The organism is Alteromonas sp. ABD4_190 (genome assembly GCF_056160105.1).
In genome coordinates this window covers 2,093,907-2,117,246 of sequence record NZ_JBSWWN010000001.1, presented here as the reverse complement: position 1 = coordinate 2,117,246, position 23,340 = coordinate 2,093,907, and the positions used below count along the sequence as shown (strand labels likewise).

19 protein-coding genes are annotated in these 23,340 nt (G+C 44.1%); 7 read left to right on the top strand and 12 right to left on the bottom strand.

The annotated features are described in order from the left end of the window. Positions 1–8 precede the first annotated feature (8 nt). Positions 9–2,429, top strand: coding sequence for a DNA topoisomerase (ATP-hydrolyzing) subunit B (gene gyrB / locus ACXAFM_RS09310; protein ID WP_474803310.1), 2,421 nt, complete (start codon positions 9–11; stop codon positions 2,427–2,429). 166 nt (positions 2,430–2,595) lie between these two features. On the opposite strand, the gene ACXAFM_RS09305 is transcribed toward gyrB, so the two are convergent. The 3 genes from ACXAFM_RS09305 to glyQ all read right to left on the bottom strand — a co-directional run bounded on the left by ACXAFM_RS09305 (position 2,596) and on the right by glyQ (position 6,110). After that, complete coding sequence (locus tag ACXAFM_RS09305) at positions 2,596–3,039, bottom strand: hypothetical protein (RefSeq protein WP_474828892.1); 444 nt, start codon at positions 3,037–3,039, stop codon at positions 2,596–2,598. Between the two features lie 84 nt (positions 3,040–3,123). Continuing rightward, positions 3,124–5,202, bottom strand: a complete 2,079-nt coding sequence (gene glyS / locus ACXAFM_RS09300; protein WP_474828890.1) for a glycine--tRNA ligase subunit beta — start codon at positions 5,200–5,202, stop codon at positions 3,124–3,126. A 2-nt stretch (positions 5,203–5,204) separates the two neighbouring features. Then, positions 5,205–6,110, bottom strand: a complete 906-nt coding sequence (gene glyQ / locus ACXAFM_RS09295) for a glycine--tRNA ligase subunit alpha (protein ID WP_014947716.1) — start codon at positions 6,108–6,110, stop codon at positions 5,205–5,207. A gap of 146 nt (positions 6,111–6,256) precedes the next feature. On the opposite strand from glyQ, the gene ACXAFM_RS09290 reads away from it, so the two are divergent. Next, positions 6,257–6,865, top strand: coding sequence for a DNA-3-methyladenine glycosylase I (locus ACXAFM_RS09290; RefSeq protein WP_474834322.1), 609 nt, complete (start codon positions 6,257–6,259; stop codon positions 6,863–6,865). Positions 6,866–6,991: 126 nt separating this feature from the next. On the opposite strand, the gene ACXAFM_RS09285 is transcribed toward ACXAFM_RS09290, so the two are convergent. The 4 genes from ACXAFM_RS09285 to ACXAFM_RS09270 all read right to left on the bottom strand — a co-directional run bounded on the left by ACXAFM_RS09285 (position 6,992) and on the right by ACXAFM_RS09270 (position 9,727). Further along, positions 6,992–7,453 (bottom strand): DUF2489 domain-containing protein, encoded by a 462-nt coding sequence (locus ACXAFM_RS09285; protein WP_474828886.1) that lies wholly within the window; start codon positions 7,451–7,453, stop codon positions 6,992–6,994. An 18-nt stretch (positions 7,454–7,471) separates the two neighbouring features. Further along, a complete protein-coding gene (yihI, locus tag ACXAFM_RS09280; RefSeq protein ID WP_474828884.1) occupies positions 7,472–7,975 on the bottom strand; it encodes a Der GTPase-activating protein YihI in 504 nt (167 codons plus the stop codon). A gap of 127 nt (positions 7,976–8,102) precedes the next feature. Beyond that, positions 8,103–8,750, bottom strand: coding sequence for a class I SAM-dependent methyltransferase (locus ACXAFM_RS09275; protein WP_474828882.1), 648 nt, complete (start codon positions 8,748–8,750; stop codon positions 8,103–8,105). Between the two features lie 353 nt (positions 8,751–9,103). Continuing rightward, positions 9,104–9,727, bottom strand: coding sequence for a c-type cytochrome (locus tag ACXAFM_RS09270; protein ID WP_179981871.1), 624 nt, complete (start codon positions 9,725–9,727; stop codon positions 9,104–9,106). 174 nt (positions 9,728–9,901) lie between these two features. Between ACXAFM_RS09270 and yihA the strand changes: the two genes are divergently transcribed. Continuing rightward, complete coding sequence (yihA, locus tag ACXAFM_RS09265) at positions 9,902–10,537, top strand: ribosome biogenesis GTP-binding protein YihA/YsxC (RefSeq protein ID WP_474828879.1); 636 nt, start codon at positions 9,902–9,904, stop codon at positions 10,535–10,537. A gap of 401 nt (positions 10,538–10,938) precedes the next feature. Here yihA and polA read toward each other — a convergent pair whose 3' ends face one another. Further along, positions 10,939–13,728 carry a DNA polymerase I gene (gene polA, locus ACXAFM_RS09260; RefSeq protein ID WP_474828877.1) on the bottom strand — a complete coding sequence of 930 codons (2,790 nt, stop codon included), beginning with the start codon at positions 13,726–13,728 and terminating at the stop codon, positions 10,939–10,941. A gap of 421 nt (positions 13,729–14,149) precedes the next feature. On the opposite strand from polA, the gene elbB reads away from it, so the two are divergent. Next, complete coding sequence (gene elbB, locus ACXAFM_RS09255) at positions 14,150–14,803, top strand: isoprenoid biosynthesis glyoxalase ElbB (RefSeq protein ID WP_474828876.1); 654 nt, start codon at positions 14,150–14,152, stop codon at positions 14,801–14,803. Between the two features lie 251 nt (positions 14,804–15,054). After that, positions 15,055–16,506 carry a TrkH family potassium uptake protein gene (locus ACXAFM_RS09250; protein WP_474803290.1) on the top strand — a complete coding sequence of 484 codons (1,452 nt, stop codon included), beginning with the start codon at positions 15,055–15,057 and terminating at the stop codon, positions 16,504–16,506. A 148-nt stretch (positions 16,507–16,654) separates the two neighbouring features. On the opposite strand, the gene trkA is transcribed toward ACXAFM_RS09250, so the two are convergent. The 4 genes from trkA to def all read right to left on the bottom strand — a co-directional run bounded on the left by trkA (position 16,655) and on the right by def (position 20,888). Continuing rightward, complete coding sequence (gene trkA / locus ACXAFM_RS09245) at positions 16,655–18,034, bottom strand: Trk system potassium transporter TrkA (RefSeq protein ID WP_136782368.1); 1,380 nt, start codon at positions 18,032–18,034, stop codon at positions 16,655–16,657. A 63-nt stretch (positions 18,035–18,097) separates the two neighbouring features. After that, complete coding sequence (gene rsmB, locus ACXAFM_RS09240; RefSeq protein WP_474828873.1) at positions 18,098–19,417, bottom strand: 16S rRNA (cytosine(967)-C(5))-methyltransferase RsmB; 1,320 nt, start codon at positions 19,415–19,417, stop codon at positions 18,098–18,100. Positions 19,418–19,419: 2 nt separating this feature from the next. Next, positions 19,420–20,370 (bottom strand): methionyl-tRNA formyltransferase, encoded by a 951-nt coding sequence (fmt, locus tag ACXAFM_RS09235; RefSeq protein WP_474828871.1) that lies wholly within the window; start codon positions 20,368–20,370, stop codon positions 19,420–19,422. Between the two features lie 8 nt (positions 20,371–20,378). Beyond that, positions 20,379–20,888, bottom strand: a complete 510-nt coding sequence (gene def, locus ACXAFM_RS09230) for a peptide deformylase (RefSeq protein ID WP_474828870.1) — start codon at positions 20,886–20,888, stop codon at positions 20,379–20,381. Positions 20,889–21,107: 219 nt separating this feature from the next. On the opposite strand from def, the gene ACXAFM_RS09225 reads away from it, so the two are divergent. Together ACXAFM_RS09225 and dprA are read left to right on the top strand one after the other, a co-directional pair. Then, positions 21,108–22,169 (top strand): LysM peptidoglycan-binding domain-containing protein, encoded by a 1,062-nt coding sequence (locus ACXAFM_RS09225; RefSeq protein WP_474828868.1) that lies wholly within the window; start codon positions 21,108–21,110, stop codon positions 22,167–22,169. A gap of 40 nt (positions 22,170–22,209) precedes the next feature. Next, entirely contained in the window at positions 22,210–23,340 is a 1,131-nt protein-coding gene (gene dprA / locus ACXAFM_RS09220; RefSeq protein ID WP_474828866.1) for a DNA-processing protein DprA, read from the top strand.

Sequence of the window (23,340 nt, the reverse complement as noted above, 5' to 3'; positions counted from 1 at the left end):
AAGCTAGTATGTCAGAAGAGAACAACTACGACTCGTCCAGTATTAAAGTACTTAAAGGATTAGATGCCGTAAGAAAGCGTCCTGGTATGTATATCGGTGATACTGATGATGGTACCGGATTACACCACATGGTTTTCGAGGTGGTCGATAACTCTATCGATGAAGCACTGGCGGGACATTGTTCTGAAATAACTGTGCAAATCCATAGTGATGGATCAGTCTCTGTGTCTGACGATGGACGAGGTATCCCTACAGAATTGCACCCAGAAGAGGGTGTGTCTGCAGCTGAAGTTATTATGACGGTGCTTCACGCAGGCGGTAAATTCGATGACAACTCATATAAAGTTTCCGGCGGTCTTCACGGCGTTGGTGTATCGGTAGTAAATGCACTTTCTAGTCGACTGAAGCTGCGCATTCGTCGCGCTGGTAAAGCTCATGAGCAAGAATACCAACATGGTGTTCCACAAGCACCTCTTGCAGTTACTGGCGATACAGACAAAACAGGAACAATGATTCGTTTCTGGCCAAGTTCTGATACGTTCACAGATACACTGTACCATTACGATATTCTTGCTAAGCGCCTTCGCGAACTTTCATTCCTAAACTCTGGCGTTTCAATTCGTTTGAAAGACGAACGCGACGGTAAAGAAGACCACTTCATGTACGAAGGTGGTATTCAAGCTTTCGTCGAATATTTGAATGAAAAGAAAACACCAGTACATCAAAAAGTATTTCATTTCGCGAGCGAGCAAGAAGATGGCATTGCTGTAGAAGTTGCAATGCAGTGGAACGATAGCTTCCAAGAAAACGTATTCTGTTTTACCAACAATATTCCACAGCGAGATGGCGGTACTCACTTAGCAGGTTTCCGTGGAGCTTTGACGCGTACACTGAACAATTATATGGAAAAGGAAGGCCTGAATAAAAAGGCTAAAACCAATGCCAGTGGTGATGATGCTCGTGAAGGTCTTACGGCTGTAATTTCAGTAAAAGTACCCGACCCAAAATTTAGTTCACAGACAAAAGACAAACTTGTATCTTCTGAAGTTCGTCCTGCAGTTGAATCTGCGATGAATGAAAAACTTGCTGATTTCTTATTAGAAAACCCAGCTGAAAGTAAGATTATTGCGGGTAAAATCATTGATGCTGCGAGAGCGCGTGAAGCAGCCCGTAAAGCTCGCGAAATGACACGCCGTAAGGGCGCGCTAGATTTAGCTGGTCTGCCAGGTAAGCTTGCTGATTGTCAGGAAAAAGATCCTGCACTAAGCGAACTATACATAGTGGAGGGTGACTCGGCGGGCGGTTCAGCCAAGCAGGGTCGTAATCGTAAGAACCAAGCTATTTTGCCGCTTAAAGGTAAGATCCTTAACGTTGAGAAAGCACGCTTTGACAAGATGCTTTCTTCACAAGAAGTTGCAACGCTTATAACGGCACTAGGCTGTGGTATTGGCCGTGACGAATATGACCCAGAAAAGTTGCGCTATCACAGCATTATTATCATGACCGATGCTGATGTGGATGGCTCTCACATTCGTACGCTTTTACTGACTTTCTTCTACCGTCAGATGCCAGAAATCATTGAGCGTGGTTATGTTTATATTGCGCAGCCGCCGCTTTATAAAGTGAAAAAAGGTAAGCAAGAGCAGTATCTAAAAGACGACGATGCTTTGACTAATTACCTCACAGGCATCGCAATTGATGGTGCTTCATTGCACACTAGCGATGACGACCCAGGCATCAGTGGTGTGGGGCTAGAAAACCTTGTTAAGCAGTACCAATCGGTAGAGAAGATGATTGCACGTATGAAGCGCAAAATGCCTTCAGCGATTCTTTACCGCATGCTGTACACACCTACGCTTAACCTTGAAGATCTGAAAGATGAATCAGCTCTAGAGCACGTAGCGAAACACTTCGTAGAGCAGCTTACAGAGCGCGAAAACGATGGAGCTACATACCGCTATGAAATCCGCACTGATGCTGAGCTGAGCGAATACTACATCACGATCATTATGCGTATGCACGGTATCGATTATGAGTACATTATCGATCACGAATTCATCGAGTCGTCTGAGTACCAGCGCCTGAAAGAACTTAACTTAGCTATTAATGACATGATGGGTGTAGACGCTTACATTAAGCGTGGTGAACGTAAACAGCCAGTAGAGTCTTTCAAGGACGCTTTAGAGTGGTTAATGAATGAAGCGAAACGTGGTCAATACATTCAGCGCTATAAAGGGCTAGGCGAAATGAACCCGGAGCAGCTTTGGGAAACGACCATGGACCCTGAAAGCCGTCGTATGCTTCAAGTTACTATTGAGGATGCCATTGGTTGTGATCAGCTGTTCACTACATTGATGGGTGACCAAGTTGAGCCTCGTAGAGAGTTTATCGAAGCTAATGCGCTTAAAGTAGAAAACTTGGACGTGTAGTAGATAAAATCTGCTGAAAAAAAAGCGACCACATGGTCGCTTTTTTTATGTATAAAGAACGAGAAAATTCGCTAAAAAGACAGTAACGTTATAGCGTGTTTACCGCAGTGAATTAAATGATTAATGATATATGTAAAAAAAATGCCGCTTCAATGCGGCATTCGTTTTAAACTTTGGTCACTACCAATGCGACTTCTCCCGCACTTGCAGCTGTTGCTGTAAAGCGATAGGTTCCTGTTGAAGAAGGCGTGAATTGCAAGTTCTCTGAGCCCTGCTCACAAACTAAATAAACGGTAGAGCCTAGCATCACAGGCTGGCCTTTATATTTGCCTCCACAGCTCTGTGAGGGCGTCCATTTTGCATCAGATAGTCTGAAGTCGTAAGGTTGTCCGTCGGCAATCAGTTCAACATCTACTGCCCAACCTGAATCTGACCTTTTGAACTTATAGCTTGCATCGGCTTCCCACCAATTAAACACGCCTCTTAAAAACATGTTTTCAAATTGAATACGTGGCACGTCCGGTGCTATTTCTGGGATCTTAAAGCTTCCACTGCTTGAGCATGCTGACAGGGCTATGCACATAGAAGCAATAGTTAGTAACTTATTCACAGTTTCTCCCTTTATAAAAAAGCCCAACGTAAGGGTTGGGCTTTCATTTATTGCAGCATTAGACTGCATTAACGTTAACTAGCCTTATGACTTCGCAAGGATTGAAATATCTGCGGTAGTAAGGAAAAGTTGCCTTAAAAGCGACAGTAAAGCAAGTCGGTTATTCTTAACTGCTTCGTCATCTGCCATAACCATTACGTTATCGAAGAAGTTATCGATTACATTACGCAGCGTAGCAAGTGCCGACAGAATGCGTGTGTAATCATGCGAAGGTAGCGCGCTATCCACTTCTTTTTGTGCGGCTTTTAAGTCAGCGTAAAGCGCTTTTTCAGCGTCTTCCACTAGTAACGATTCATCTATATTCGCCGAGTTAGTCACATCTACTTTTTGCTTAGCAAGAATATTGGCTACGCGTTTATTAGCGGCGGCTAACGCCTCTGCCTCTTCTAATGCCTTGAATTTATCTACCGCATGGACACGAGCTAGATAATCAGAAGGCTTAGTAGGGCGACGGGCTGCTACGGCCTGAATAACGTCAATGGCGATAGCTTGATCTTGTAGGAGGGCATTGAAGCGACCTAATACAAAATCAACAACCTGCGTTTGTGTTTCAGCATTTGTTAACTTATCGCCATATACCTCAATAGCTTTGCTCACAAGTGTTTCAAGGTCTAAAGGCAGCGATAGCTCGGTAACGATACGCAAAACACCAATGGCTGCACGACGAAGCGCAAATGGATCTTTATCACCTTTTGGCAGCTGGCCAATACCGAATATACCAACCAGTGTATCAAGTTTGTCAGCAAGGGCTACTGATGCGCTTACGCCAGAACTAGGAAGGGCGTCACCAGCAAAACGCGGCATGTACTGCTCATATAAAGCTTCCGCTACAGGTGCATCTTCACCGTCGTTTAGCGCATAGTATTTACCCATAACACCTTGAACGTCTGGAAACTCCATAACCATGTTCGACATTAAGTCGGTTTTAGCTAGAAGTCCTGCGCGTGCTGATTGTGTTTCATTTGCGTCAATTTGCGAAGCGATAAATGCCGATAGGGCTGATATACGTTCAGACTTTTCTTTAAGCGTACCAAGCTGCTTTTGGAATAACACGGTTTCTAAGCTTTCAAGGCGGCTTTCTAACGTTGTCTTTTTATCGCTATTAAAGAAGAACTCTGCATCGGCAAGGCGAGGGCGTATAACCTTCTCATTACCAGAGATAACTTGAGATGCGTCATGGCTTTCGATATTCGTTACAAACAAGAAGGTATTAGAAAGTGCGCCATCACTATCAAGCAGCGGCACATACTTCTGGTCGTCCTTCATTGTGTAGATAAGCGCTTCTTTCGGGACTTCTAAGAAACCCTTATCGAATCCTGCTTGCAGCACAACAGGCCACTCTACCAGGGAAGCAATTTCCTCAAGCAGTTCTTCATCGTAATCTGGCTTAAGCGATAGGTTTTTAGCTGCGTCTTCTAATTGCTGACGTACTTTATCTTTACGCGCCTCAAAATCTGCCAGCACATATTGTTGCTCTAGTGCAGAGGCGTAGTTGTCAGCATGATCAAGCTCAAAGCGACCTTCGCCGTGGAATCGGTGACCTTGAACAATGCGGCCGCTGGTTAGACCCAATACTGAAACATTGACCACTTCGCTTCCATAAAGCACACAAAGGGTGTGCACAGGGCGAATAAACTGAGTGTTGTAGTTACCCCAGCGCATAGGCTTTGGAATAGGTAACTTACTTACTGCTTGATTAATCAAACCTTCTAACAACTCGGCAATAGTTTGACCAGGCACATGTGCTTTATGAAGAAGCCATTCACCTTTATCTGTAACCAAGCGCTCTGCGTCAGAAACGTCGATACCGTTACCGCGTGCCCAACCTTGTGCTGCCTTGGTTGGGTTGCCATCAGCGTCAAACGCCGCAGATACTGCTGGGCCGCGTTTCTCTACCACTTTGTCAGCCTGACCTTCAGCAAGACCTGAAACGTAAACCGCTAAGCGGCGAGGGGCAGCAAACCAGCTAACTGAGTCAAAGCTTAAGTCAGCTTGGGTAAGCGCCGCTTCAAATTGCGTGGCGAAGGCTTCGCCCAAAGATTTAAGCGCTTTTGGTGGTAACTCTTCAGTACCTAATTCAACTAAACAATTTTCTGTACGCACGCTTATGCCTCCTTGTTACATAGCGGGAAGCCTAGTGCTTCACGTGCTTGGTAATAGCTCTCTGCACACGCTTTAGCCAGCGTTCGCACACGAAGAATATAGCGTTGGCGCTCTGTCACTGAAATAGCGTGACGTGCATCAAGTAAGTTAAATGCGTGAGACGCCTTCATTACCTGCTCATAAGCGGGTAGTGGAAGGTTATTCTCAATTAGCTTTTTACTTTCGGCTTCACACTCGTCGAAAGTTCTAAACAGGGCTTCTACGTTGGCGTGTTCGAAGTTATACGTAGATTGTTCTACTTCGTTTTGATGGAATACATCACCATAGGTGACTTTACCCATTGGGCCGTCAGTCCATACCAGGTCATAGATACTATCTACACCTTGAACGTACATAGCTAGTCGCTCTAAGCCGTAGGTGATTTCACCAGTAACAGGCTTACATTCAAGGCCGCCTACCTGTTGGAAGTAGGTGAACTGAGTCACTTCCATACCGTTAAGCCATACTTCCCAACCTAGACCCCACGCACCAAGCGTTGGTGATTCCCAGTTGTCTTCTACGAAGCGAATGTCATGAACCAGCGGATCAAAGCCCAACTCTTTCAAAGACCCCAAGTACAATTCCTGAATATTGTCAGGTGAAGGCTTAAGCATTACTTGGAACTGATAGTAATGCTGTAAGCGGTTTGGGTTCTCACCGTAACGACCATCGGTGGGTCTACGGCATGGTTGAACATAGGCGCTACTCATTGGCTCTGGACCTAAAGAACGTAGGAATGTCATAGGGTGAAAAGTACCTGCACCCACTTCCATATCCAGAGGCTGAATAATAACGCAGCCCTGACGCGCCCAATAATCTTGAAGCGCAAGGATCAACCCTTGAAAGGTTTTAATATCGTATTTTTGCATACATCCGCTGCTTATTAGTTAACTGACTTAAAATTGAGGTGGGATAGTATACAATTTGTGAGGCATAGTATGTAGGTGTAAAGGGTGAAAAAACGTCACGAATAAAGGCAATATGCTACTTCACAACAAGGATTTAATCTTAAGCCATGACCAGTCAATTAAAAACAGCACAAAACACGCCATTACACCGTTGCGGTTGGGTGAGCAATGACCCTATTTATCTGGCTTATCATGACAACGAATGGGGCGTACCTGAACTAGATAGCCGAGCGTTGTTTGCCAAGTTATGCCTAGATGGTCAGCAAGCAGGCTTGTCTTGGTTAACTACCCTTAAAAAACAGCAGAATTTTGAGCGGGCATTTCACCAGTTTGATCCTGAGAAAATCGCGACAATGGGCCCTGCTGATGTTGAAAGATTAATGCAGGATAGCGGTATAATCAGAAATAAGCTCAAAATAGAGTCTGTTATTAAGAATGCTAAAGGGTATCTGGCCATAGAAGAAACACAGCCATTTAGCGAGTTTATTTGGCAATTCACAGGCGGACGTACTGTGATAAATGCTTGGGATAACTTTAAGCAGGCACCTACCTCTACGGACGCTTCGAAAGCGATGTCAAAAGCATTAAAAAAGCATGGGTTTAACTTTGTTGGTGAAACGATTTGCTACGCTTTCATGCAGGCAGTGGGAATGGTTAACGATCACGAAGTAGGGTGCCACTGTTATCAGCGTACCTGTGACTTAGCGATAAAGTGATATGGCAAGGGACACAACATTGAATATAGAAATTAATCCATAAAAAACAAAAAAGACCGAGCACCTAATGATGTTCGGTCTTTTTTTATATATGCCTGACGCTAAAGCTTTTGTTTTTACGCAGTCTTATTGAGCGTTTATCAAAGTTTCACAGTAGGCTTTAAGCGGTGGTAATTCATCCAATACCTTAGACTCGTATTCAGACTCAATTTGCTCTCGTGCGATATCCTGTTTTCTTCGCTCATTTTTGGGAAGTTGTTGTCTTGCCTCTAAAATCGCAAAGCCACTGACTTCGGTGAAAAGTGCGTGAACTTGCGGGTACTGCGCTTTAAAGTCAGGTGGCGACTTAATAGGAAGTGCATTAAGCAAGTTAACAATGCGAATAACACCTTCTGATAAATCACATTGCTGTTGCTCCATTGCTTTAGCAATCACTATGATGCTATCAGTGATAGTAGCAATACGAGATTGTCTTGCGGCTTCCTGTCGCGCTTTCTGCTGCTTTAGCATAAACAGCAGTTTACCTGCGTAAAAGCCAAGCCCAACAATGATGAGTAGCGCAATGCCTGAAAGTACTGCCCAAAGCATAACGTTTTCCTGTTTCTATTAATGCTTAAAGTCGTCGATGTTAATAGCGTCTAAATCGTTAAACGGATCCATATCGTCATCCTCATCATCGTCTTCCACTATACCTAACAGGTCACAAAGGATGCGATGGCGCGCCATTTTTTCATCTACGTATGCTTGTTGCTCGCGAGTAAGCGGCTTGTCATCATCAAGCTTATCAAGTAAATCTGTTAAGCGTTGGTCTGCTTCTAAGGCTGCTAACTCTTGGGCTGGAGTAGCGTACTTTTTCTTTTGAGCCGGGGTTGGTGTTACCGTTTTCACAAGCTGAACAGGCTTCTTACTGCCGTGACGAGGATCTTTGTTCTCAGCACTCTTTTTGCCAGTTACTTTTTTCTGTTCAACATTGTGACGACTACCTGCAGGCTTACCCTTGTGCTTTTTAGGGCGAGGCGAATCTGATTTACGGTTTTCGCTAGGTTTAAAGTCAGGGTCTTTACGAACGCCGATTTGACCGACTTTACGAGATTTCTTTGAACGTGCCATAATTTCCAAATAACAAAGAGAGTGAAAAAAACAGCGCTATTATAGCGCGAATTAGTGCCTACGTATTGATCTTTGGGTGTGTGGTTAAAAATCAATATGCCATAAAGGTAGTGATAGATAATCTATTTCAGCGCTTCTTCATTAGCACAACGTCATTTGCTGGGAATTTAACGTCATAGCCGTCTCTTTGTGCTAAATACTCAAAGGTTTTTTCGCTGAAGAAGCTTACATGTGTGATGTCGTTTTTATAATGCCAATTTGCAAAGCGAGCCTTATCGAGCACGCGCTTTGTCATGATGGCAAGAACTCCACCTGGCGCAACTAGTTTGTTAAACAGTGCCCATTCCACGTGCGGTGTGTGGAAGTGTTCGATAGCTTCAGTACAGGTTATAATGTCGTAACTTCTCTCTAGTACCTTTAAGGTCGGGGCATAGAAGGGGTCGTATGTACACATATTCACTCCTTCTTCTGACAGCATGCTTGCTAGAACAGGTGCTGGACCGCAGCCAAAGTCTAGTCCAGAAAGCTCTCCTGCGTTAGTTGCTTTTATAAAAGGTGAAAGCGGGGTTAAAACCTTTCCTAAAAACTTTCGATATCCTTCATCTTCGAAACTGTTTTCGTGAAGATCATATTCCTGTTTTTCGGCTTCTTTTGACGGCAGAAACGCAGTAGAAACATAAACAAGGTCGCACTGACTACACTGAAGGTAATTTCTTTTTTTATCAGTGTGATAGTGAGACGATGTATTAGCGCTTTGACATAAAGGACAAGACATAAAAGGCGGAAATTTATAAAGGGACTAAAAAAGAAAAAGGTGATGGTTTTCACCATCACCTTACATTGTTTGAGTGTCAGATGACACCTCTCCCGTTATACACATCTATGTGTAGCTGGCTTCCCTAGCTGTGCTCCCCTTATTTTTATTGTTAGCAGAGCTGTATTGTTGTTTTTGGCCCTCGTGGCTCTTTATCCCGTCTTCCATGCTGCATTTTTATTATTATTCTTGTTATTTAGTTTGTAGATTTTCAAAGGTACCTACAAACTACGCCGTTAGATTACACGAATAATTTAAAAATACAACTTTTATGGTAACAAAATTTTAACAACAATGTGTATAAACGGTAAGGCCTAGTGTAAGCCTGCGATATAGTTAGATAAAATTTCGATATCTTCATCGGTTAATTTCATCGCAATATCGCGCATCATGCCATTCATGTCATTGTGACGTTGACCAGAACGGAAAGCTTTTAGCTGAGATGCAGTGTAAGTTGCATGCTGTCCGCTGATGTCAGGAAAGCCCGCGAGTGCCATACCGTTACCTTTAGGTCCGTGGCATGCGATACATGCGGTTACGCCACGTGACTCGTCACCACCTTGATAAAGTGCACGTCCAGCTTCTACATATTGCTCTGGCGTTTCTCCCGCTTTAGGTTCTTGGCTTGAGAAGTACGCAGCAAGGTCTTTCATGTCTTGCTCTGATAGGGGAGCAGCCATGCCGTTCATCACAGCATTGTTACGACCTTCCTCACCACCTGTTTGAGAGGCAAGTTTAAACTCGGTTAATTGCTTAACAATGTACTTCTCATGCTGGCCAGCAAGTTTCGGGTTCATGTCAATCATGCTGTTGCCATCAGGGCCATGACAGGCTGCACATACTGCAGACTTCGCTTTACCTGCCTCGGCGTCGCCTTCTGCCATAGCAGTTGCGCTTAAACCTAAAGACATACATACCAACAAACACAGTTTTTTCATAATAAATCTCTTAAATGGATCCAACGGCTCGCGTGATATACGTGATATCATGCGTATTTTACACATTTAACGCGTCAGAAAAACCTATTCCATGATAAAACTATGGTTTTTAGCTGGTTTATTCATTAAAAAACTGTAAACCGAAGGTTGAGACGCATGTGGAGGTAAGTCTAGATGTCGTATTACACCAAAGCAAAATTCTTTACGAGTGCACCTGACATTCGTCATTTAAAGAATGACAGCGGAATTGAAGTTGCGTTTGCGGGTCGCTCGAATGCGGGTAAGTCGAGTGCACTTAATACATTAACTCGCCAAAGGAACCTGGCGAGAACCAGTAAAACACCAGGTCGTACTCAATTAATCAATGTATTTGAATTAGAAGAAGACTTGCGCCTTGTAGATTTGCCGGGATACGGGTTTGCAAAAGTCCCGGTTGCGATGAAAAAGAAGTGGCAGGCATCACTAGGTGAATACCTTCAAAAGCGTAAGTCGCTAAAAGGTTTAGTGGTTCTAATGGACATCCGCCATCCTTTCAAGGATTTAGACCAAGATCTTATTCACTGGGCAGTGGCGTCAGATATTCCAGTGCTCGCGCTTCTTACGAAAGCGGACAAACTCAAAAGCGGAAAGCGTAAAGCACAACTATTAATGGCCCGTGAAGCAGCAATGGCATTTATGGGCGATGTAACGGTGCAAACCTTTTCCTCATTAAATAAACACGGTTTACCAGAGCTTGAGCGTATTTTGGATTCATGGTTCGGGCTGGGCAAATCAGTTGATGAAGATACATCCGATAGTGAAGCCGAATAACGTTTCACTTGTATTGACTTAGTGTATTAGTGGGAAAGCTTGATGCGCCAAAAAAAGAACGCCCCGCATAGAGCGAGGCGTAAACTGAGAGAAAACACATAAAAACCGTAGATATAGAGTAGCGGTAATCAAAGAAGTTCAGGAAAAATAGAAAGAAAAATCACTAAAATTGATATGTGTCTGATATTTAAAGGTTATTTATTTTCTGCAGACATAAAAAAACCCCGACAAAACTGTCGGGGTTAAAGCAAAGGTTTGAAAACAGCTTTCTCACCTCTGTACCCTACATGTGTAATATTACAACAAAGCACAGAAAAGGCAAGGGCGTTATGTAATTAAATTACCAAATTTAATGAAATTATACGGCCTTTGAATGTGAAAACTGTAATCTAATTACCAAACTAATGAGCTTCATCCCAGTTTTCGCCCACTCCAGCCTCAACAACCAGTGGTACATTAAGCGTAGCTGCGCTTTCCATAAGTGAAGTAATAGTCGAGACATAGGTCTCTACCTTGTCTTCTTTTATTTCGAAAACCAGCTCATCATGCACTTGCATCATCATGGTTACATCGTCGGATGCATTTTTTCTGATCCAGTCGTCAACTTTAATCATAGCCATCTTAATAATGTCTGCCGCCGTACCTTGCATTGGCGCATTGATTGCTGCGCGTTCTGCACCTTTTCGGCGTGCGCCATTGCTGGCTTTAATATCAGGCAGGTATAGCCTGCGACCAAATACAGTTTCTACATAACCCTTTTCCTTTGCACTCTCACGAGTAGAGTCCATATATTCAAGCACACCAGGGTAGCGCTCAAAGTAAAGGTCCATGTATTTTTGGGCTTCGTTACGTGGAATATTAAGTTGCTTAGACAGTCCAAACGCACTCATACCATAAATTAGGCCGAAGTTAATCGCTTTCGCGCTGCGTCTCTGCTCGGTTGTTACCTTATCAAGTGGTACGCCGAATACTTCAGATGCCGTTGCTTTATGAATATCTTTGCCATGAGCAAAGGCATCGAGTAGGCCTTTATCACCAGAAAGGTGGGCCATGATACGCAGCTCAATTTGAGAGTAGTCAGCTGCGACAAACTTATTTCCTTCCCTTGGAACAAAAGCCTGGCGTACGCGACGACCTTCTTCATTGCGAATAGGGATGTTCTGTAAGTTAGGATCGGTTGACGAGAGCCGTCCTGTCGCCGTTACCGCTTGATGATAAGACGTATGCACCCGACCTGTGCGATGATTGATCATCTTAGGAAGTTTGTCGGTGTAGGTATTCTTTAGCTTAGTTAAGCCGCGGTATTCCATGATCTTTTTAGGCAGCGGATACTCAAGTGCCAGTTCTTGAAGCACATCCTCAGAAGTAGAGGGCGCTCCTTTTGGCGTTTTCTTAATAATTGGCAGCGACATCTTTTCAAATAGAACATGCTGAAGCTGTTTTGTTGAGCCTAAGTTAAATGGCTCGCCCGCTTCCTCATGAACTTCACTTTCAAGTTCGGCAATACGACTAGCAAGATCTTGGCTTTGTTGACTAAGTCTCTGGCTGTCAATCAGCACGCCTTCTTGTTCCATGCGAGAAAGGACGCACGCAAGGGGAACTTCAACGTCTATCAACAAGTTTTTAAGTTCTGGAATATCTTTTAACTTAGTCCAAATAGCGTTATGTAAGCGACGCGTTATATCAGCATCTTCCGCTGCATAAGGGCCTGCTTCTTCTAGGTCAATTTGGTTAAAGGTAAGCTGTTTTGCACCTTTGCCAGCAATTTCTTCAAAGTGAATGGTTTTATGACCAAGATAAGCTAGAGCTAGCGAGTCCATATCGTGGCGCTGGGCGGTGCTGTTTAGTACATAGCTTTCAAGCATGGTGTCAAAGCCAATGCCATTTAAGGTTATGTCATAGTTCGCTAATACATTTTTATCGTACTTAATATGCTGGCCTACTTTGATAATCTTGTATGATTCCAAAATAGGTTTTAATGCGTTTAATACGAACTCTCGTGATAGCTGTGCCGGCGCATCGGGGTAATCATGGGCTACAGGTACGTAAGCTGCTTCACCTTCTTCTATACAAAATGAAACGCCAACTAATTCGGCATCCATGTAGTTAAGGCTAGTAGTTTCGGTATCAAAGGCAATTAGCTCAGCTTTTTCAAGCTTAGCGACCCAAGCGTTAAATCGCGCTTCATCAAGTACGGTTTCGTATCTCGATTTGTCTATATCTACCGATGTACTTTGCTCACTTTCTTGTGCACTGCTGCTATCTTCACTGCTAGTCGTGTCGCTATTTGAGGTATCACCGCCCGCCACAAGCGCACTTACTTCTGTATGCCAGCGTTTAAATTCATACTCAGCAAATAGATCGCGAAGTTGTTCATTATCGGGTTGGCAAGGCATCAAGGCTTCAACATCATAGTCTAAGTCAAGATCGATGCTAATAGTGGCCAAGGTGTAAGAAAGGCGTGCTTGCTCCTCGTACTCCTGCATTTTAGCCGCCATTGATTTGCTACCCCTAAACGATAGATCGGCAATTTTATCCAGGTTCTTATAAATATCGTCGATACCGCCAATACCATTTAGTAAGGCTTGAGCACTTTTATCGCCTACACCAGGTACGCCGGGTATGTTATCTACTTTGTCGCCTTTTAGTGCTAGAAAGTCGATCACAAGCTCTGGTGGAATGCCAAACTTAGTATTTACGCCTTCAACGTCCATTACCTGATTGGTCATGGTGTTGATCAATGTGACATGTTTATTCACCAATTGCGCCATGTCTTTGTCACCAGTGCTGATAAGGGTATCAATGCCTTTTTCGGTGGCGTGCTTGGCTAGCGTCCCAATCACGTCATCTGCTTCTACACCTGACTCAACAATAACGGGCAAGCCCATTGCTTTAATGATGGCGTGCAACGGTTCGATTTGACTTCTTAGCTCATCCGGCATCGGAGGACGGTTAGCTTTATATTCTTTATAAATGTCGTCTCGAAACGTTTTTCCTTTAGCATCAAAAATCACTGCCATGTGGGTAGGGTTGTATTGCTTGATCAAGCTTTTAAGCATGTTCACAACACCATAAATGGCACCGGTATCTTGACCTTTTGAGTTCGTTAAAGGGGGTAACCCGTGAAAGGCACGAAAGAGATAGGACGATCCATCGACAAGAATAAATGGAGGCTTTTTAGAATCTGGCATAGCGGGCGATTTTCCAATATACAATATGAGCGCAAGGATGCCACAGGCTAGGGCAGATCGCCATATCATGAAAGAAGATTAAACGTGACAGTCGATCACATTTCGCCTGTGGATAACTTTGTGATCTAAAGTTTCAGGCACAGTGATCCAGATGATCTTTGTCAAGTTAAAGATCACCTTCTAAATCAAGAAAAATAAGGGAATGAGACTAAGGTGTGAAAACAGCGTACCTGCTACTAATCATTCCATTTTGTGTGGATAACTTGGTGTACGTTTATTTTTGGTTTAACCAAGTTGGTCAAGTAATGTAGCATAACCGTTAACATTGTATACACGTATTTATAAGAACTTTTTTTGTACACTTGTGTGTTTAATAGCCAAATTTTGAATAAGTAGATGGCATAACGTCTAGGAGGACAATATGAAACAAGTAGCCGTTATTTTAAGTGGTAGTGGTGTGTTCGACGGGGCAGAATTACATGAGGCGGTATTAACGCTTTTAGCCATTGAGCAAGAAGGGGCGTCTTACCAATGTTTCGCGCCCGATGTAGAGCAACTTCACGTGGTCAATCACTTAACCGGTGAAGTGGCGGAAGGTGAAACCAGAAACGTATTGGTAGAGTCAGCTCGAATAGCCAGAGGCAATATAAAGCCTGTCACTGATTGTGACGTTAATGCATTTGATACACTCATAGTGCCTGGCGGCTTTGGTGCGGCGAAAAACCTTTGTACCTTTGCTGTAGACGGAGATAAATGTACCTTTAACGAAGAAGTTCTTGAGGTCTGTAAGGCATTTGCACAAGCTAAAAAACCTGCAGCTTATGCTTGTATTGCACCCGCATTAGCCGCCAAAGTGTATAGCAATAAGACTAAGCTAACTATTGGCGACGATGAAGTCACGGCTTGCGGCTTGAATGCCTTAGGTGCCACTCATGTGGAATGCCCGGTAGATGAGGTTGTGGTGGATAATGATGCAAAGCTGGTAACCACCCCTGCCTATATGCTGGCCCAAAGCGTTAGTGAAGCAAATGCGAGTATTAGCAAAATGGTCAAGACTGTACTTGCCATGAAATAGAAAACTTGGGGCTGGCTTTTCTGAACCGAAAAGTTAAGCGCCATCCTATATAATTAGCTTAATTATGTGGGGAGACAAAGGTTTCCCCTTACTGATTATAGTCCTATAATCAAAACCCTATACGAAACACATTAAGTTTACCTTTTTTGTTTTAGGTAACGACGTTTGTTTTTTGAAGTCAGTTCAAAAAACATTAAAACTAGGGTACTTAAGCCCTTATGCGCGCTATAAAAATAAAGGCATCATAAACAATGCACTACCGTGCCATCATACGAATACTCGGGTTACTAATAGCGCTTTTTAGCGTAACCATGATCCCACCCGCTATTGTGTCGTTGATTTATCAAGATGGCAGCGGTCTTCCTTTCACTCTCGCTTTTATATTCTGTGTTATTGGCGGTATGGCCTTGTGGTACCCCAATCGTCAGCAAAAAAATGACTTAAGGGCGCGAGAAGGGTTTTTGATAGTCGCGCTATTTTGGTCTGTACTGGCAAGCGTGGGTGCAATACCGCTTATCTTGCTTGAGCAACCTAGCATGACAGTTACCGATGCTTTTTTTGAATCGTTTTCTGGCCTGACGACCACAGGTGCTACGGTGATTGAAGGGATAGACTTTCTTCCACATTCAGTGCAGTTTTACCGCCAGCAGCTTCAGTGGCTAGGCGGTATGGGTATCATTGTACTTGCTGTTGCCATACTTCCTATTCTTGGTGTTGGGGGCATGCAGCTGTATCGAGCAGAAACGCCTGGCCCGGTTAAAGATAACAAGATGACGCCGCGTATTGCCGATACGGCAAAGCACCTATGGTATATCTACCTAACTATCACCATTGCATGCGCGGGTGCATATTGGCTTTCAGGTATGAATGTATTTGATGCTATATGTCATGCATTCTCAACCGTAGCCATTGGAGGGTTTTCTAACCATGATGCGAGCTTAGGGTACTTTAACAGTCCCATGGTAAACGTGGTTTGTACGGTCTTTTTGCTTATTGCTGCGCTGAATTTCTCACTGCACTACGCCGCGGTAAGTTCACGCTCAGTGAAAGGCTACTTTAAAGATCCAGAGTTCAAAGCCTTCTTTATTATCCAAGCGTCGCTAATCGGTATTTGCTTTCTAGTGCTAACGCTATCAGGCTACTATAGTTCCGCTGAGCAAGCCTTAGATCAGGCTATGATTCAGGCCGTGTCTATTAGCACGACGGCCGGATTCGCCACTACTGACTTTTCTGTATGGCCTACGTTTTTACCCATAATGCTTATTTTTTCTAGCTTCATAGGCGGTTGCGCCAGCTCCACAGGTGGTGGCTTGAAGGTAGTACGTGTGTGCTTATTGTTTTTACAAGGCAAGCGTGAAGTAGACAGACTTATCCACCCTAAAGCCGTGTACAGTGTTAAGTTTGGCGACCGTGCTATGCCCGACAGAGTGGTAGAAGCTGTATGGGGTTTTTTCTCGGCTTACGCCGTAGTATTTGTGGTAATAATGATAGGCCTAATTGCTACAGGTTTAGATAACCTCAGTGCTTTTACTGCAACCGCGGCCATGCTAAATAACTTGGGCCCGGGCCTTGGCAGTGTGGCAGCAAACTATGCCGATGTAACTGATGCAGGCAAATGGATCCTAGTAACGGGTATGGTGTTTGGTCGACTAGAAGTCTTTTCATTACTGGTACTATTCTCGCCTACGTTCTGGCGAAGCTAATATCTAGAATTGAAGGCGTTGTTCAACCGCAGGGTTTAGAACAAGCTAAAACAAAGGGCGATAATTATCGCCCTTTGTTCTATAAGTCTATATTCGAATCACTGTACTCAGATATCTTTGCAAAGCGCCAATAAAGAGAGGCTTAGCGCTAGCCAAAGAAGAATGCACTAGGCTGGAACAGCTTTTCTACATCATTGATGTACTTCTTATCCACCAAGAACAAAATAACGTGATCGTTAGCTTCTATCTTGGTATCACTATGAGCAATAATCACCTGTTCGTCGCGAACAATAGCACCGATAGTCGTACCTGGAGGTAGCTTAATATCGCCAATTTGTCTGCCAACCACTTTAGACGTGTTTTCATCGCCATGGGCAATGGCTTCAATAGCCTCTGCCGCGCCACGACGTAATGAGTAAACGTTAACAATGTCACCACGGCGCACGTGCGTAAGTAGTGCCGAAATAGTGGCTTGTTGTGGTGAAAACGCAATGTCTATCTCGCCACCCTGAACGAGATCTACGTAAGCACTTCGCTGAATAAGCACCATGGCTTTTTGCGCGCCCATACGCTTTGCCAGCATGGCCGACATAATATTCGCTTCATCATCGTTGGTAACCGCAATGAAGGCATCGACCTGTTCGATATTCTCTTCGCTGAGTAATTCAGGATCAGACGCGTCACCACTGAAGACAATGGTTTTATCTAAGTTGGCAGATAAATACTTTGCCCGCTCTGGGCTGTATTCAATAAGCTTAACGTTATGATTGTGTTCAAGCTTCTTCGCTAACCCTGCGCCAATTAAACCTCCGCCGGCTATCATAATTCGCTTGTAGCTAGACTCCAGCTTTTGAAGCTCACTCATAACTGCACGAATGTGCTTGGTAGCGGCAATAAAGAATACTTCGTCGTCTGCTTCTATAACCGTCGTGCCCAGTGGACGAATAGGACGGCCGCGACGGTAAATAGCTGCAACCCTGGTTTCCACATTAGGCATGTGATCTTTAAGTGCAGATAACGCGTGGCCTACCAATAAGCCGCCGTAATAGGCTTTAACGGCTACCAAGCTTGCCTTGCCTTCTGCGAACTCAACAACCTGAAGGGCACCGGGATAATCGATAAGGCGTTTAATTGCCTTGGTTACCAGTTGCTCTGGGGCAATAATGTGGTCTACCGGAATGTCTTGCTGCTTATATAGCTGCTCTTGGTAAATAATGTATTGTTCTGAGCGTACGCGGGCAATTTTTGTGGGCGTTTTGAAAAGGCTATAGGCAACCTGACAGGCAAGCATGTTGCTTTCATCACTATTGGTTACGGCTATCAGCATATCAGCATCTTCCGCACCGGCTTTGCGCAATACATCAGGGTGTGAACCCACACCTGTAACAACCTGCAAATCAAGACGGTCTTGCAGCGCGCGCAGAATAGTGGGGTCAGAGTCAATAACGGTAATTTCGTTATTTTCACCTACTAGGTTTTCAGCAAGAGTTCCGCCTACTTGTCCGGCCCCTAAAATGATGATCTTCATCGTTATTATTTTGCCTTCATATCTGTGCAGGCCATAACTATGTAACCTGCACAACTATTAAACTTAGTCTGACGACTTTACCAGCCTCGCATAATAGAAACCATCCATTTGTTCTTCCCCCGGCGTTATCTGACGTCCAGGTTTATCTATGGTTTCTGTTTTCACTACAGGCGATAACTTGGCGTTTGGCGTGTCGGCTAGAAACTGCTGTATTTGCGCCATGTTCTCTTTTGGTAAAATAGAACAGGTTGCATAAAGCAAGGTGCCGCCTGGTTTTAATAGGCCCCACAGCGTATCTAATATGCGGCGTTGTAGCTGCGCTAAATTGTCGATGTCATTGGATTTTCGAAGCCAGCGAATATCTGGGTGGCGTCGTATAACGCCAGTAGCAGAGCAGGGGGCATCCAGTAATATTCTATCGAAGGGCTTTCCGTCCCACCAAGTTTCTGGATTAGCTGCATCACCCTGCTTAATATCCACAACGTGTTTAAGGCGCGTCATGTTTTCTTCTACGCGTTTTAGGCGTGTAGCGTCGGCATCAAGTGCCAGCACGTACTTAGTATTCGGTTCGCATTCTACAATATGCCCGGTTTTACCACCTGGTGCAGCGCAACAATCTAAAATACGCTCATTTGCTTGTGGCTGTAAGTAGTGTGCGGCTAATTGAGCTGCACCGTCTTGCACCGCAAAGTGCCCTTTATCAAAGCCAGGCAGGGACGTAATGTCTTCACGTTTAGCCAGAATTACTGCATCTGCGTGATTGTCGCTAAGGGTATATTCTACGCCAACACTATCTAGCGCCTCGGTGAATGCTGCCAATGTTGTTTGCAGCTTATTTACACGAAGCCAGATGGGAGCCATAGCGTTAGTTTCGCTACGCACTTGGTCGGCATCGGCGCCATAGGCGTTTTCTATTGCCTTAAACAGCCACTTAGGTAAACCGCTGTTTATAATGGCATCGTCAACGTTTTTGTCGGCAAGGTTCTCTCGCTGAAAATTGCGTAATACCGCATTTACCAAGCCTTTAAGCGCTGCTGCATTTAAATAAGACGCTGCAGCAACGGTTTCACCTACTGCAGCATGGTTACTAACACGTGAAAAGTTAAGCTGGTACAAGCCAAGAAGTATAAGGTGCTCAATAACCTTTTTATTTCCCTTTAAGGGTCTATCTAGCAAAGAGCGTAGCCAGTGTTGCAAAAGGGGAAGGCGACGCATTACCCCTAACGACATTTCTTGAATCCATGCGTTATCTTTGGCGTTGTGTCTGCGCTGAACGCGTTCTAAGCATTCACGCGATGATTTGCCTTGCTCTAAAATTTGATAAATGACCCACGCACAATCTGCGCGCAGGTTTTTTTGCTTGGGAAGGGGTAATGGTTTCACGTTTAGTCCGCTTGTGTCAGACAACGACCCACTTCAAACCACGTTTGGCGAGCATTGATAACGTCTGACGCTGGTAGCGCCTTTTTACCTGGAATTTGAAGTGATGTGATGCAAAGTGCATCGCGCCCGGTAGCGATAGTAATGCCTTCTTTATTGGCACTAACTACAGTACCTGGCTCAACGTCTTTTTCTAACGGCACAACGCTAGCAGACCATACTTTAACGTTCTGATTTTCGACCTTCATCCACGCTACTGGCCAAGGGTTGAAGGCGCGAATGTTTCGTTCTATTTGCTCGGCATCGTCTGCCCAATTGATAAGCGCTTCTTCTTTGGATAGTTTTTTAGCGTAGGTCGCTTGAGAGTCGTCTTGTTTGGTGGGCGTGTAACTATCAAACGCATTAACGACGTCTACCAACGCTTGTGGCCCTAGCTCTGCAAGCTTTTCATATAAGGTGGCGCTGGTATCTTTAGATGCAATGGGTAATGTTGCGATATGCAGCATATCTCCCGTATCTAAGCCTTCATCCATTTGCATTATGGTTACGCCAGTCTCAGCGTCACCCGCCCATATAGCGCGCTGGATTGGAGCAGCCCCGCGCCATTTGGGCAGAATAGAGCCGTGAACGTTAATGCATCCTAGCTTAGGCGCATTTAATACTGCTGTAGGCAATATTAAGCCATAAGCAACCACCACCATTAAATCGGCCTTTAGCAAGGCTAACTCTTCCTGTGCCTCTGGCGCTTTTAACGACTGAGGCTGATACACAGGAATGGCATTTTCTTCGGCTAGCACTTTAACCGGACTAGCTGTAAGCTTTTTACCACGCCCAGCGGGTCTATCTGGCTGAGTGTAAACAGCGATAACATCGTGCTCAGTTTCTAGCAACGCTGATAAGTGCTTAGCTGCGAAATCCGGAGTACCGGCAAAAATCACTTTTAATGGAGTTGTCACGTTATACCTTATGCTTTTGCAGCAAGACGCGCTTCTTTCTCAAGCTTTTTACGAATACGCTGGCGTTTAAGTGGTGAAAGGTAATCAATAAACAGTTTACCTTTTAAATGGTCCAACTCATGCTGAATGCAGATAGCCAGCAGGCCCTCAGCATCTAGCTCAAAAGTCTCGCCGTTTTGGTCTAGCGCCTTAACAGTTATCGCTTCTGCGCGCTCAACTTTGGCGTAGTTACCTGGAACAGACAAGCAACCTTCTTCGCTAATAGTTGAACCATCTTTGCGAGTAATTTCAGGGTTTATAAATACGCGTGGCTCGTTTTGATCTTCCGATACGTCCATTACAACAACTTGAACATGACGGTTAACTTGCGTTGCAGCAAGGCCAATACCGTTCTCGTCTTTCATGGTATCGAACATGTCCGATACCAATTGTTTAATTTCGTCGTTAACTTCTTCAACCGGCTTAGCTACCGTGCGAAGACGTTCATCAGGAAAGCTTAATACGTCTAAAATTGCCATGGCCTATCATTTCACCTTTTCGCTGTATAAATTGGTATACGATCAATTTATTAGCACGCTTTACATAAAGATTTGGGTTATTATTCTAACTTATATCGAGGCTTTCGTGCAGTTTTTTACTAAAGCCTTTAATATTAAATAGATGTACTGATATAGTAATGTTGTCTGGAAAAACAACAATAAACAGCAGGGAGTGTATTAGAGGTGGTAAAATTCAAAATGCGATTCAGTAAAATTCGTAGACCGTTAGCGATAGCACTATGCATGCTATTTGCGCTACCCGCACTTGCGCTTCAACTCAAGGATGATGCGCCAAAAACTTACACAGTAAAAAAGGGAGATACGCTTTGGGGTATTTCAAGCGTATTTTTAAGTGAGCCTTGGTTATGGCCTGAACTATGGCGTACCAACACTCAAATAGAGAACCCTCACTTAATTTATCCAGGAGATGTGATTGTTCTTACTATCGTTGATGGCAAACCTGTATTGTCAGTTCAACGAGACAAACCCTCCTTCAATTTATCACCAAACGCAGATAAAAGAGTAAAACCAAACCCTATTGATGTACTGGCTTGGGAAACTATTGCCCCTTTTATTAAACAGCACACTATTATTGACGAAGCTGCATATGAAATGTTGCCGCGCGTGCTTGGTAATGGCGATGGCAATATTGTTTTCTCTTCTAACGATTTTGTTTTAGGTCAAAAACAAAACAGTACTGAGGAACAGTACAGAGTAGTAAGAAAGCACGATACCATTACCGACCTTAAAGGAAATGTGCTGGGTATTCAGGCGACTCATATTTCGACAGCAGACGTCATAAAAGAAGGTGAATCGGAAGACGCTATCTTGCTTTACATCGATACTGTAAACCAAGAAGCAAGACGCGGTGACAAGCTGTTATCTGGAGGTTTTGAACACCCTGAAAGCTTCGAGCTCAAAGCAGCTACTAGCACTCGTGGTGCTGTGATTGGCGATCTTCACGATCATGATTTACTTGGAAGATACGACGTCGTGATATTGGACTTGGGTAGCAATCAAGTTGAGCCAGGTACAGTTATGGGTATATACGCTCAGGGGCCTTCAATAATTAACGAAGAGAACCCTCGCTATACTGATGAGCCCGGTGCTAAAGGTGACTTGTTTATTAATACGGTTCATCAACCAGCACTTAAAATTGGTGAGTTAATAGTGTTTAAAACCTTTAATGCGGCAAGTTATGGTTTAATTACGCGAGCGAGTAAAGGTGTCAAGCGCGGTAATATAGTTGCTAACCCTTAACCCTTAAAAGTTTCATTGCCGCTTACTATCAGGAGCGGCAATGACGCCTTTTATTTCTAAAAATACTTCAGCATCATCTCAAACGCTAACCGAACAAGATCTTGCTTGGTTGAATTTTGCCTCTGCACACTCAATACCAAGCAAAAAATGGCTTGATGCTATTGTAGCTTCAGGTATAAAACCATTAGATTTATATCAGCACCAATCTGATTTTCCGCATATTCAAGCGTTGACAACAAAAATGTCACCTTCGCGGGTGGGGCGAGCAATTAAATGGCTCGAAAGAGAGGCTAGCCGGTCCATAATATCTATTGAATCACCCTTTTACCCAAAAAGATTAAAGCAGTTAAGTAACCCTCCATTGGTTTTGTTTGTTGAGGGCGAAAGCTCATTGCTCAGTGCGCCACAAGTGGCCATTGTTGGAAGCAGACGAGCAAGCATTCATGGGAAGTCTATTGCTGAAAATTTTGCAAAGGGCTTGTCTGCCAATGGTGTAACGGTTACGAGTGGGCTCGCATCGGGAATAGATGGCGCGGCACATAAAGGAAGCATGAAAGAAAAGGGCGGAACAATTGCAGTTATGGGTACGGGGCCAGATAATTGTTATCCAACGAAAAACCTTTCATTGGCTGAAGAAATTATTGAGTGCCAGGGGGCATTGGTGACAGAGTTCTTCCCTGGTGTAGGCCCTAAACCCTGGCATTTCCCTAGGCGAAATAGAATTATCGCGTCGTTATCACTTGGAACTTTAGTGGTAGAGGCAAAAATTAAGAGCGGTACCTTGATAACTGCGAATTTGGCCGCAGATTTGGGACGAGAAGTATTCGCTGTACCTGGTAGTATCTTTCACGCGTACTCTGAAGGCTGCCATTGGTTAATCCAGCAGGGCGCCAAATTAGTAATTAATATTAACGATATTCTTGATGAAATTAGTTTTCAGCCTGAACAACTGAGCTTGGATGTAAACGAGCCCAACGAAAAAAGTGCAGCGAATAGCTTGGCAACCGATAAATTATTAGCTAGTGTGGATTATGACATCACCGCTATTGATGTTATAGCCCAGCGCAATGCCTTATCTGTATCGCAAGCAATGGCATCTTTATTAGAATATGAGTTGCGTGGTTTAGTAGCCGCTGTCCCTGGTGGTTACGTTAAATTGAGGGGAAAATAA

Coding starts and splice junctions, on each gene's coding strand:
- gyrB (WP_474803310.1), top strand. CDS start 9: ATGTCAGAAGAGAACAACTACGACTCGTCCAGTATTAAAGTACTTAAA.
- glyQ (WP_014947716.1), bottom strand. CDS start 6,110: ATGCAAAAATACGATATTAAAACCTTTCAAGGGTTGATCCTTGCGCTT.
- ACXAFM_RS09290 (WP_474834322.1), top strand. CDS start 6,257: ATGACCAGTCAATTAAAAACAGCACAAAACACGCCATTACACCGTTGC.
- ACXAFM_RS09285 (WP_474828886.1), bottom strand. CDS start 7,453: ATGCTTTGGGCAGTACTTTCAGGCATTGCGCTACTCATCATTGTTGGG.
- yihI (WP_474828884.1), bottom strand. CDS start 7,975: ATGGCACGTTCAAAGAAATCTCGTAAAGTCGGTCAAATCGGCGTTCGT.
- ACXAFM_RS09275 (WP_474828882.1), bottom strand. CDS start 8,750: ATGTCTTGTCCTTTATGTCAAAGCGCTAATACATCGTCTCACTATCAC.
- ACXAFM_RS09270 (WP_179981871.1), bottom strand. CDS start 9,727: ATGAAAAAACTGTGTTTGTTGGTATGTATGTCTTTAGGTTTAAGCGCA.
- yihA (WP_474828879.1), top strand. CDS start 9,902: ATGTCGTATTACACCAAAGCAAAATTCTTTACGAGTGCACCTGACATT.
- polA (WP_474828877.1), bottom strand. CDS start 13,728: ATGCCAGATTCTAAAAAGCCTCCATTTATTCTTGTCGATGGATCGTCC.
- elbB (WP_474828876.1), top strand. CDS start 14,150: ATGAAACAAGTAGCCGTTATTTTAAGTGGTAGTGGTGTGTTCGACGGG.
- ACXAFM_RS09250 (WP_474803290.1), top strand. CDS start 15,055: ATGCACTACCGTGCCATCATACGAATACTCGGGTTACTAATAGCGCTT.
- trkA (WP_136782368.1), bottom strand. CDS start 18,034: ATGAAGATCATCATTTTAGGGGCCGGACAAGTAGGCGGAACTCTTGCT.
- def (WP_474828870.1), bottom strand. CDS start 20,888: ATGGCAATTTTAGACGTATTAAGCTTTCCTGATGAACGTCTTCGCACG.
- ACXAFM_RS09225 (WP_474828868.1), top strand. CDS start 21,108: ATGCGATTCAGTAAAATTCGTAGACCGTTAGCGATAGCACTATGCATG.
- dprA (WP_474828866.1), top strand. CDS start 22,210: ATGACGCCTTTTATTTCTAAAAATACTTCAGCATCATCTCAAACGCTA.